Source organism: Hymenobacter jejuensis (assembly GCF_006337165.1).
GTDB lineage: Bacteria > Bacteroidota > Bacteroidia > Cytophagales > Hymenobacteraceae > Hymenobacter > Hymenobacter jejuensis.
Map to the genome: position 1 here is coordinate 4,019,070 of NZ_CP040896.1, position 11,390 is coordinate 4,030,459.

General features: G+C 58.2%; 8 protein-coding genes. 1 reads left to right on the plus strand and 7 read right to left on the minus strand.

Going from position 1 to position 11,390, the window contains the following annotated elements; genetic code table 11:
• Positions 1-323 precede the first annotated feature (323 nt).
• Positions 324-1,544, plus strand: coding sequence for a site-specific integrase (locus FHG12_RS16645; RefSeq protein ID WP_139516799.1), 1,221 nt, complete (start codon positions 324-326; stop codon positions 1,542-1,544).
• 301 nt (positions 1,545-1,845) lie between these two features.
• Here the strand turns inward: FHG12_RS16645 and FHG12_RS16650 are convergent, their stop codons facing one another.
• The 7 genes from FHG12_RS16650 to FHG12_RS16680 all read right to left on the minus strand — a co-directional run bounded on the left by FHG12_RS16650 (position 1,846) and on the right by FHG12_RS16680 (position 11,388).
• Positions 1,846-3,279, minus strand: coding sequence for an arabinose isomerase (locus FHG12_RS16650; RefSeq protein WP_139516800.1), 1,434 nt, complete (start codon positions 3,277-3,279; stop codon positions 1,846-1,848).
• 350 nt (positions 3,280-3,629) lie between these two features.
• Positions 3,630-4,841, minus strand: a complete 1,212-nt coding sequence (locus tag FHG12_RS16655; RefSeq protein ID WP_139516801.1) for a glycoside hydrolase family 27 protein — start codon at positions 4,839-4,841, stop codon at positions 3,630-3,632.
• A gap of 55 nt (positions 4,842-4,896) precedes the next feature.
• Entirely contained in the window at positions 4,897-6,858 is a 1,962-nt protein-coding gene (locus FHG12_RS16660) for a glycoside hydrolase family 97 protein (RefSeq protein WP_139516802.1), read from the minus strand.
• A 70-nt stretch (positions 6,859-6,928) separates the two neighbouring features.
• Positions 6,929-8,218, minus strand: a complete 1,290-nt coding sequence (locus tag FHG12_RS16665; RefSeq protein WP_139516803.1) for a sugar MFS transporter — start codon at positions 8,216-8,218, stop codon at positions 6,929-6,931.
• A 48-nt stretch (positions 8,219-8,266) separates the two neighbouring features.
• Complete coding sequence (locus tag FHG12_RS16670) at positions 8,267-9,214, minus strand: glycoside hydrolase family 43 protein (RefSeq protein WP_139516804.1); 948 nt, start codon at positions 9,212-9,214, stop codon at positions 8,267-8,269.
• Between the two features lie 128 nt (positions 9,215-9,342).
• A complete protein-coding gene (locus FHG12_RS16675) occupies positions 9,343-10,320 on the minus strand; it encodes a family 43 glycosylhydrolase (RefSeq protein ID WP_139516805.1) in 978 nt (325 codons plus the stop codon).
• 81 nt (positions 10,321-10,401) lie between these two features.
• Positions 10,402-11,388 carry a glycoside hydrolase family 43 protein gene (locus FHG12_RS16680; protein ID WP_139516806.1) on the minus strand — a complete coding sequence of 329 codons (987 nt, stop codon included), beginning with the start codon at positions 11,386-11,388 and terminating at the stop codon, positions 10,402-10,404.
• Positions 11,389-11,390 lie beyond the last annotated feature (2 nt).

Sequence of the window (11,390 nt, forward strand, 5' to 3'; positions counted from 1 at the left end):
CCATGTCTCCTGTCTTGTCGTTATGCTTTTTATAGAATAGCTGAATAACCGGCTCACTGCTACCTAGCAAAAGCATAGAAAACAAAAAACCCGCTCCAGATATTCTGGGAGCGGGTTTTTAAAGTCTCAAAACGAGTGGGTAAGTAGTCCGTAGGGGAATCGAACGTATTTCTGCTTATTACTCAATTATTTAGCAGGATGCTTCGAAATTAGCTTTTGCAGACAGATTTTACAATGATGTTCCGCGCCTTTCCATAACTTTCCGCTGCATTCACTGACTAAATACTGACTAGAAATCAGGGCAAATGCCTTATCTTTAAGGCATGGGCAACATCTCGTTAACACTGCGCAATCGGGACAAAGAAGGCCGGGCCAGCGTGTACCTGCAGTACGTCTATCAAGAAAACAGCAAGCGTTTCGCCACCGGCGTAAAAGTGCGGCCGGAAGAACGGTACTGGGATGCCGCCAACGAAAAGATCAAATCGGGTGGCTCGGAAAACTACAAGCAGGATAACGGGTTGCTGCAGGACATGCGCCGGCGCTTGGAAACCTTGGTGGCTGACTTCCGCCGAGACCATGCGCGGTTACCCACGCTCGAAGAAGCCACCAAAGCCTTTGTGCGCGGAGCAGAGCCCGCACCAATCGAGCGGTCCTTCTTTCATTGTTTGGACGAATACCTAGCGCTGAAAACCAGCACCCGGGCGGCCAACACGCTGAAAAACTTCACCACCCTGCGCCACGCCCTGGTCGACTTTGAACGCACGATCTCCGCACCCATCACCTTCGAAAGCTGGGACAACGTCTTCTACGAACGGTTTGTGGGGTTTCTGGTGCGCGTCAAGAAGCACCAAAACACGACCGTGGCCAAGCGGGTCTCCACGCTGCGCGAGTTCATCGCCTACTACCGCCAAGCTGGGGTACACGCCAACGCTGCTACCTTCAAGCTCACCAGCCTCAAGCGCAAAGTGCGCAACGCCACGGTGATCACGTTGACCAACGCCGAGTTCGAAGCCCTGCGCGCGTTGGCGCTGGACGAGCGGCCCCGCTTGGAGCGGGTGCGGGACCTGTTCGTGCTGCAGTGCAGCACCGGGCTGCGCTACTCCGACGTGGTGCGCCTGCAGCCCAAGCATGTCAAGAACCGCGTTATTCGTATCGTCACGCAAAAAACCAAAGACGAGACCGACATTCCCTTAAATGCAGTTTCGGCGGCCATTCTGGCTAAGTACCAGGGTACCATGCCCCGCATCTCCAACGACAAGTACAACGAGTACCTGAAGGAAGTGTGCGCCTTGGTGCCGGCGCTGCACCGGGAAGAGACCGTAGTCAAGCTGAGCGGCAGCCGGGAGCTCTCGGTGACCAAACCCGTTTATCAGCTCGTGGGCACCCACACCGGGCGTCGCACCTTCATTACGTTGTGCTTGGAGAAAGGGGTGAACCCAGCCCAGATCATGCACTGGAGCGGGCACACGGACCTGAAGGTGTTCATCGAGTACGTCAATAAACGGCAGGGCGCCGTCGAGCAAATGAGCAAACTCTTCGGCTAAGTTGGGTGCAAGAGTCGCTTGAGAATGACAGGTTTTAGGACTCGCCACTTGCCTCGGCAGCATCTGTGCGCAGAGGCTAGCCCCGTGGCCGGCTGCTCGACCAGCGTAGGTATGCAGGAAAAAGCTTCCGCAGGCAGGTGCACTTCGAAAGCTATGTTTGAGTCTGAGTTACCAGTCCTCAAGGGCGGCTTGCTTTTTCACAAACGAGAAATACTAAAGGGTTGACACTTTAAAGTCTCTCGTCCCGCTAGTGGGCCAAGCGATTGCACGCCCGCATGAACTGCCGCCCAGCTGGGTTAGGCTAGCACACGCGAATGACTTCCAATTGCAGCAGCGCCCCCAGCTTCTGAATTTTGGCACTCAGGTGTCCCACGCCCACGGCGCAGTGATGGGCCGGGCCATGGCGGTTCCACTCCTGGGCGAAGCGGCGGGCCCCGATGGCAAACTTGTAGCGGGAGTTCGTATTGCCGATTTCCAAAACCGGTCCCGGCACCGAGGCCCCCTCGGCCACCAGCAGGCGCAACTTGCCATCGTCGCCATCGACCACGGAGAGCAACGTCACGGGGCCGTGCTTGACGGCCATTTCGACGGACAGGCCGCGGCCGACCTTGCCGTGGTACACCTGTAAGGGCTTGACCTTGATTTTGCCTTCGGCAATGGCCAAGTGTCCGGGTCCGTCGTGGCCCATCAAGACCACATCCTCCTTAAAATCCATCGCGTAGTATTCGGTGAAGGAACCGCCGGCGCCGAACGAGTCCATAATTTTCATGGCCTGCGCATTTTTAATTTCGTACTCGCCCGCGACGGGGACGCCGTTGGCGGTCAGCCACGAAGTACCGAGGATAATGGAGTTGAGGGTAGCTTCGTTTTCTGGGATGCCCGTGCCTTTGTAGTAATACGCCAGGGAGCCGAGCTGGTAGCGGGCCACCAGGTGCTCCAGCGCCACGGAAGTACGGGCGGCATGGGCCAATTCTTCAGCGGAGCAGTCTGGCTGCACGTCGAATACCTCGTAAAAGAGCTGCACGCGCTGCTGCACCTGCTCCAGCGGCACTTCGCGGCGCAGGGCCGAGAGTTCATCTACCTCCAGCATCTCGATGTGCCCGCCGAAGTGCGCTACCTGCTGGGTAAAGTCCGAGTAAACATCGAGCATGCCCGAGTAATAGTGCCCCATCACGCCCAGCCGATTGTACGCCATGGTATTGGCCACGCGGGCCGCTTCCACCCATTCGGAGATTTCCTGCCAGCATTCCGGGTCCTCGTGCAGCATCCCTGTGACCTGGTGAAACTGAATCCCCGTGCGGCGGAAGACGTTGGCCATCTCGGGCACGGGACAGGCCGAGCAATACGCCAGCCACTCGCCCGTCATTTTGGTGCGGTCGGCTAAAGCGTTGAAGGCGGCATAATCAATAGCCGCCGCCGGGGTGAGGTTCAACAGAATAACCGGTACGTTGGCCCGTTGCACCACGGGCAGCACCGTCGCGGACAGTGCATACGTGGTCACGTACAAAAAGATGATGTCCACGTTTTGCGCCCGCAGGTGCCGGCCGGCGGCAAAGGCGGCGTCCACGGTATCGATCAAGCCCAGATTTAGTACCTGTGGGTGAATCGCGGCTAATTTCTCTTCCACCACGCCGACGTAGCCTTCCAGCCGCTCCTTCAACCCCGGAAACTGCGGCCAATACGTGTCGAGACCGATGGCGAAGAGGCCAATTGTAAACTGATTCGGGTTTTCCATGGGGCAGTGAACGGCAATGGCCAAGAAGACGAAGCAGGAGACTCTGTTCTAGGACCCGATCCCTTCCTTATGGTTGCGGGCCGTCGTCGGAAACGAAAGTAGGTAATTGATTACTCTATTAGCATCTTCAGCCTTCTGACCGGGGCAGCCCACCTCTACGAGCTAAAAGAAGCCGACCTTGTCAGCCGATTTCACCTCAAACCGGCCCTGAACTCTTGACTTTCAACGCAGTTAATGTCAATTGCTGCTCATGCTTTGGCGTCCGCATGGGCGAGACTCTTGCGCCTTGGGGCCGTTTGACACAAAAGCAGGCATCAGGAAGTTAGCGAATGGGCCGTAGTAGTATAATTTCAGTGTAGCAGCAGCAACAGCACACCGTGGCTGGGCACGGCGGCGGCGTATTTTTTGGAAAACTTCCCTAGGTCCTTATGCGCCCACAGGTCGCGCACCTTTACGCTTTTCGCTACGCCCAGTTTATTGAAATCTACTCCTATTTCAGCCGCAGAAGCTGACCGGTTGAAGAGGGCCACGGCATAAGCCTCGCCGTTTTTGGAGGCCAGTTTTTTCGCCCACACCTGTAAGCCGGGCGCCTGTTCGTACAGCAATTTGCCCTGCTGGCCCAGTGGATCTTGGTCTACCGCAATGGCTTCCCGGTTGGTGACGATGGCTAGGGTTTCTGGGGTGATGCTGCGCAGGTCGTTGCCCAGAATCAGCGGGGAAGCCAGCAGGCACCACATCGAAAAGTGGCTTTTCTGCTCTTCGGGCGTCATCACCATCAAGCGGCCGCCGTCGCTGCCCACGCCTACCAGCAGCATGTCGGCATCGTTCCAGTGGCCGGGGCCGGCTATTTCAGGGAAGGCCGCTGCTTTATCCAATTCATACAGCACCCCGGCCCACTGCGTGGTAGAGCCTTTGGGCATGTGGTCGATATCGGCGCCTACCCGCCAAGTGTTGCCTAAGGCAGGGGCCCAGTTCTGGTACTGACCACCACCTTGGTTGCAGATGCTCAGCAGCATGGGCCTTCCAGCCGCGGCGATCGCTTGGGCGAGTTCGGAAAACTCCTTTTTATAAGCGGCTTCCGTGCGTTCCGGCGCGAAGTTGACGTCCACTTTCACGTAGTCGAAACCCCAGTCGGCGAAGGTTTTCATGTCCTGCGCGTAGTAGCCGCCACTGGCCAGCGTGGCGTAGTTAGCCTTGGTGCCGATGTTGGTGTAAATGCCCGCTTTCAACCCTTTGCTGTGGATATAATCGGCCAAGGCTTTCATCCCGCTCGGAAATTTCGCCGAGTCGGCCCGTATGTTCCCGCTGGCATCGCGGCCCGTACTCCAGAAGTCATCGACGTTGATGTACGTGTAGCCCACTTTCTGTAAGCCACTGGCTACCAGCGCGTCAGCGGTTTGCCGAAGGACGACTTCACTAGGCTCCTTTTTAAACGTGTTCCAACTGCTCCAACCCATCGGTGGGGTGAGGGCCAATCGGTCCTTTGTAGGACTGGCCTGCTGTCCGAAAGCAGGGCCGGCCCACAGGACCGCGCAAACCGTGTAGTAAAGGAATTTATTCATTAAGTTGATAGTCAATAGGTTGCCTTTAAATACTTGTCTTCAGGAGGGCGATGGCTTAGCGCATCTTCGCCGGGCGCAGCACGAAGCCCCCGCTCGGCTGCATGGTCACGGCTACCTTCTGGCCGGTAGCAAGGTGCTGGCGCGAGAAGCTGTATTGGTCAGGTCCGTCGCCAATCAGGTCGAGCGGCGTTTTTGTGCCCATAAAGGACAGGTCAAGCTGCACGGTTTTGGGTTCGGCTTCGGCGTTGATGCCCGCCACGTACCAGGTGCTGCCGGTGCGGCGCGCTACCACGTAGTACTTGCCGGGAAAGCCGTCGAGGAATCGTACTTCGTCCCACACGGCGGGCACTTGGCGCATCACGTCGCGCACGTAGTCTGGCTGCTGGGCCATGCCTTTGGGCTCCTCGGCATAGTGCTGGATGCGCGAGAGAAACACAACAGCCAGCGCCAGCTCGAAGCCGTTGGTGGTTTTGCGCGCCACATTCGGCTTCTCGAATGGTTTCAAACTCACTGGGGTGTAGTCCATCGGGTCAAAAACGTTGCGGGCAAAGGGCGCCATCGTACACATCCGAGCCTCCAGATCTGCTTCCCGCTGCTTGTTGTACACCGCCTCAAAACCCTGCACGGCTTCCGTGGTCATCAGGTTGGGATAGGTCCGCTGCCAGCCGCGGGGCAGGGTTGCTCCGTGGAAGTTGACCAGCAGCTGAGCGTCGGCCGCGTCGCGCAGAATGTCCTGGTAGTAGGTGATGAACGACTGCCCGTCGCCCCCGAAAAAGTCGATTTTGATCCCACGGATGCCCATCTTTTGCAGGCGGCCAAACTCCTTCACCCGGTCGGCGTGGGTCAGTAACTGGCTTTTGGGATGGTAGGCGGTCTGGTTCCAGTTGCCCGACGAGTTGTACCACAGCAACAGCCCCACGTTTTTGCCTTTGGCGTAGTCGGCCAGCGCCTGCATTTTATCGTAGCCGATGCGGGTGTCCCAATCCGCGTCAATCAGCACGTAAGGCCAGCCCATGTCGGCGGCATAGTCGATAAACTGGTGCTGCGTGTCGTAGTTGGTGGCGTCGTCGGTGCCCAGCGCCCAGCTCCAGGCGGCCTTGCCGGGCTGCATGTAGCTGCCCAGGGCTATGGCAGCCGGAGCGGCCAGGTCGGTGCCCAGGGTCGATTCCACAATGGTTTTTAAGCTGCCGATGGTGAAGATGCGCCACGGGGTGCGCCAGGGCAGCGTCGATTCGGGGTTTAGCGCCCCGCCCGGAAATACCTCGGCCGCCTGCGGAAAGCCTACGCGGTATTCGTTATTGGGCGAGTCGGCGCGCAGGTCGGTGCCGCAGTAGGTGCGGCCCAAGTTTGCTTCGGTGAGCAGCACCCAAGTATCGTGCGTGCGGAACAGAGCCGGGTATACCCAGCCGTTGCGTGTTGGGGAAGGCTGCCCGGCGGGTTGGTCGGGCAAGTAGTGCATCTCGTAGGAAGGATTGGTGTTTTTCCAACCGCTTTGGGCTTCGGCCTTGGGTTGAAGCCAGGTGCGCGTGTTCGTGTCGAAGTGAAAGGAAGTAGCTTCCTCCGTTATTCTTTTAACGTCGGCGGAGGTGGTCGGAAACTCATACCGAAAAGCTACCCCGTCGTTCGACACCCGGAAAATGATGTTGAAGGCTTCGCCGGCGGCGTTTTGCAGGTGGTTGACCTGCTCGCTGGCTTCGTAGACACAGTTGGTACGCTTCCCCCCGGGCAGCGAGTAACTTTCCTTCACCCGTCGCGCTTTGTCGGTGGCGACTAGTTTCAGGCCCTTGGAAAAGTCTGCGTCTTCACGCACCAGGCCCAGCTTTGAGGGCAACAGGATGCGGTTGCCGCCGAGGGAGACGGTGTAAGTAGCTTCACCTTGGGCTACCAACACGCTCACGCCCAGCTGCTTATTCGGGCTAAGCAACAGTTTAGTGTCTGTGCGCGGTGCCGCCCGTAGCCCCCCGCCATTTAGCAGCAGCAGGACATTCAGCCAAAAGTAAATAGGTATTGCTTTCATGCGTTGGCTTAACTAAGTATCAGGAATAAACTGTTGATTATTAAAATCTTACAGCATTGCAATCGGGCGATCAGGCATTTATCGCGCGGCGGCTGCCCCGCAGCCCGTACCACAGAATATACCCGTAGCACAGCACCGGCAGCAGCAGCGCCAGCCGCAAACCGCCGTGGTCGGCGATGAGGCCAAACAGCAGCGGCACCAGCGCCCCGCCCACAATAGCCGTACACAGCAAGCCGGACCCTTCTTCGGTGTGGCGACCCAACCCGGCTACGGCCAGTGTGAAAATGGTGGGATACATCAGCGAGTTCATCAGGCCCACGGCCAACAAGCTCCACATGGCCACCGCGCCCGACGTATTGATGGAAATGAGCACCAGCACCACGGCGCCCACCGCATTGACCGCTAGCAGCTTCGTGGGGGCAAACTTATTGAGCAGATAGGCCCCCGCGAAGCGGCCGACCATCGCTGCTCCCCAGTATAGGGAAACTCGCGTGCCGGCCTCTTTTGGATCCATCCCCAACACGTCGGGCAGGGCCAGGTAACTAACGATGTGGGAGCCAATTGCCACCTCAGCGCCCACATAGGCAAAGATGCCCACCACACCCAGCACCAGGTGCCGGGAGTGCCAGGCCCGCGTCGCCTGGCGGCTTTCAGTGACAGCGGCTTCCGGAGCGTGCTCGATCCGCGGCAGGTTAACACGGCTCAGCAGCAGGCTGATGAGCAGCAGCACCGCCCCAATAATCAGGTAGGGCACCTGCACGGCCGTGACATCGATGGCCGCCGCGCTGGTGGCCGTATCCAACTTAGGCAAATGACTTAAAATCAACATACTGCCCAGCAGCGGAGCCAGGAAAGTGCCCAGCGAATTGAAGGCCTGTGTGAGCGTCAGGCGCGCCGATGCCGACGCGGGCGGCCCCAGAATGGCCACATAAGGGTTGGCCGATACCTGCAGGAGGGTGATGCCGGAAGCCAGTACAAACAGCGCGGCCAGAAACAGCCCGTAGGCCCGTGCCGCTGCCGCCGGGTAAAAGAGGAAGGCCCCGAAAGCGGCCACCACGAAGCCCAGCAACATCCCCTGCTTGTAGCCCACGCGCGCCACCAGCTTTCCGGCCGGGATACTGACCAGGAAATACGCCCCGAAAAAACAGAGGTTAATCAGATTAGCCTGCGCGAACGAGAGCTGAAAAATGGCCTTCAGGTAGGGAATCAGAATGTCGTTCAGGCAGGTGATAAACCCCCACAGGAAAAACAGGGTGGTCACGGCGCTCAGCGCTGAGAAATACCGCAGGGAGGTGTTAGGTCCGGCCGCCGAAATATCAGCGGCCGGCCGGTTAACCAGCTTAGGGGAAGGCAAGGCCATGGGATAAACAAGAAGGGCGTGGCAGAGAAAAGAGATTATGTGAGGGGCTTATGGCTTCAGTAAGTGCCTTAGCTCCTTTTTGGTGATGCGCAACACGGTGCCGTGGCGGGTGCCGGTCGGGAAGGCAATGCGGTCCGATACATCAGTCCAGTGCTCAAGGTCAGTCGAGGTCACCGCCCCGTACTTACCTTCGGTATACTTGTCAAAATAGACCAGCCACTGCGCCCCCAGGTTGACCGCCGTGGGCCCTTCGGCCCAGTACTGGCCCGTGATGGGCGCCGAAGGCGGCCCATACGGGCCGGTGAGTTGGTCACTGAAGGCCACGCGCAGGTTTTTCTGGGCCGGCTCGCGGGTTTCGTCTTTCAGAAACATCACGTAGCGCTTGCCGGCCGGCTGAATCGTGGCGTCGATCACGTTGAAGCCCTGGTCATACAAAATCTTGGCTGGCGAGTAGGTCGTGAAGTCCTTGGTGGTGACGTAGTAGATGCGGTGGTTTTTACCGTTGGTCAGCAGCGTTTCGCCAGCCGGAAAACGGCCCGGGATGGTGGTGGCCCAGTAGATCAGGTACTGGTCGCTTTGCGCGTCATAAGTGATTTCCGGCGCCCAGCAGTTGCGGGCCGTGGGCTCGTGCTCCATCACGGGCAGGTAGCGCTGCACGCTCCAGTGCACCAGGTCTTTGGAGGATGCGTAGCCGATGCCGCGGTCCTGCCAGCTCACGGTCCAGACCATATGAAACAGGCCATCCTTGCCCCGAATGATGCAGGGATCGCGCATGAGCTTGTCGTGAGCCACGGTGGGCTTCAGGAAGGACTGGTCGTGGTGCAGGGCCGTCCAACGGTAGCCGTCGGGGCTGGAAGCCAGGTGCAGGCCGTCTTCGCCGTTGCCTTTGAAATACGCAAACACCAGTACCTCGTTTCTTTTCAGAGGGCTCTGAGCTTGGGCGGTCAGGAAAGTAAGCAAAAGCGCGGCAGCGCAGAGTAGACGGCGATACAACATAAAGTCTTGAGAAATACGAAGGGCCAGGCTTATCAATTGGCATTTGATGCAAGCTTCATATACAATTGTATAATCGGCTGTTTTTCAATTACTTATTATCAATTGGGTATTGCTGCGTTGATTCTTGCCTATTTCCCCGGCCACTCCCAGGTGCACAAGTCGGTGCTCCAGGCAATGCCGAGTGAGGCATTCTTGTCGAAGTCGCCCTCTTTCTCGGTTAGCGGCCCCGAGCCGTGGAAGAACATCAGGTAGCGGTTGATACCGGGCACTTGGGTCAAGTCGAGCACGGTGCCGGCCGAGAGGCGGCCTTTCGCCCAGTCCCATTTCTCCTGCCCCAGCGTAATGAGCGTACCGCGGTCGTGCCAGGTTTTCAGGTCGGTGGAGGTCTTGATGCCGATGCCATTTGGTGGGGAGTGGAACAGCAGGTATTGGTTGCCCTGCGTCAGCACGCACACGTTTTCGCCCGATTCGGCCGAGCCGGCGAACGTCCACGTCACCAGGTCGCGCGAGTAGGAGCGGCTCACCCCGTTTTGCTTGTAGAAGCACCAGTATTTGCCGGGCTCGTCTTTATCGGGCAGCAAATAAGGATCAATCATGCGGCCCATGTCGGTCTGTTTCACGTCGGGGCCTTTCACGTGCAGCAGCTCCGGCTTACTCCACTCTTCCAGATTTTTGCTGCGCATGATGTACAAGCGGGAGTCCTTGTTGCCGTAGCGCGGCATCTGCTCGGCGGTATAATCGGGCCGAGGGTAGGTTTGCAGGCACAGCACCCACTCGTTTTTGTAGCGGATGATGTTGCCAGGGCTCGAAAAATCGAGATTCTGATCTTTGACGGTGATTTTCTTCGGCTTGCTCCACTGCACCAGATCTTTGCTCTTGGCATAGGCCGTGTACATATACACCTTGTGATCCGCTTCTACTTCCGAGAGCGTGAAGTAGAGATAGAATGTGCCATCCTGGTAAAGTACAGCCGGGTCGCGGTAGGCCGTTTGGGCGTTGCCTTGGAAAAGAATGGGTGATGTAAGGGCTGCGAGCTTCACCCTTTGCCCGTGAACACGGAGCAGGGTAAGCAACAAGGCGCAGAGCAGCAGAGAAAATTGTTTCATGCGGCGGAGGAGGGCGTGGGTAAGCTCAGCATGGCGTTCTGATAAGCGGAGAATAGAAGCTGCATACTTGATTGGGCTGGCTTACAAGGATTGTTGCAGCAGCAGCTGCACCAGTTTTCCGGAGACTGGCAGCACCGAGCCATGCAGCTGCTCGACCGGAAAATGGATCTCTGCCGAAACATCGGTCCAGTGCAGCAGGTCGCTGGAGCGCCAGGCGCCCATGCGGCTTTTCGACTTGAAGTTGTCGATGTAGACCAGGTAATCTTTGCCGACTTTCATAGGCCAGGGGCCTTCCCAATCGTCGTTGGTGAAGGGCGGCTGCGTCTCGCGCCACGGGCCGTTAAAGTTGTCCGCCACGGCGTAGGCAATGCCCCGGTAGGCGTATTTGAAGAACAACAGGTATTTGCCGTGGTCTGCGAGCAGACTAGCATCAATCTGGGCGTGGCCGGGGTTGAAGAACAGGGTCGGCTTGGAGAAGCGCTTGAAGTCGCGGGTGTGCACGGCATACGTGCGGGCGTAGTGGCGCAGCTTCCCCGTTGAATCGGGCCGCTGCTCCGATTTCAGGGCGCTGCTCCAGTAAATGAGGTAGTCCTTCTGCGTCGCATCGTAGCGGATTTCCGGCGCCCAGGCGTACATGCAGTCGGGCTCGTCGGCCATCACCGGTAAGGCCACCTGCTCAGTCCAGTGCACGAGGTCTTTTGAGGAGCTGTAGCCGATGGTCTGGCCACGCCAAGCCGTGGTCCAAACCAGGTGAAACGTACCGTCGGGGCCTTGGTAGAGGCACGGATCGCGCATGATTTTCTGCTCGCCCACGGCCGGTACTAGAAACGACTGATCGTTTTTTAGGCTGTACCAGGTGTAGGCATTGTTGCTCCAACACAGGTGTAAGCCGTCTTCTCCGTCTTTCCGAAACGACGCAAACAGGTAGCACGACTTGCCCGGTTTCTCCTCCTTGGTAGTTGGTTTGTGCTGCGCCCGACCTGGGTGTGCCCCAAGCAGCAGCCAGAGGCAAAGTGCCCAGACCGGCACCTGGCGCGGCACAGCACGGCTTGGTTGTACTGCGTTCATGT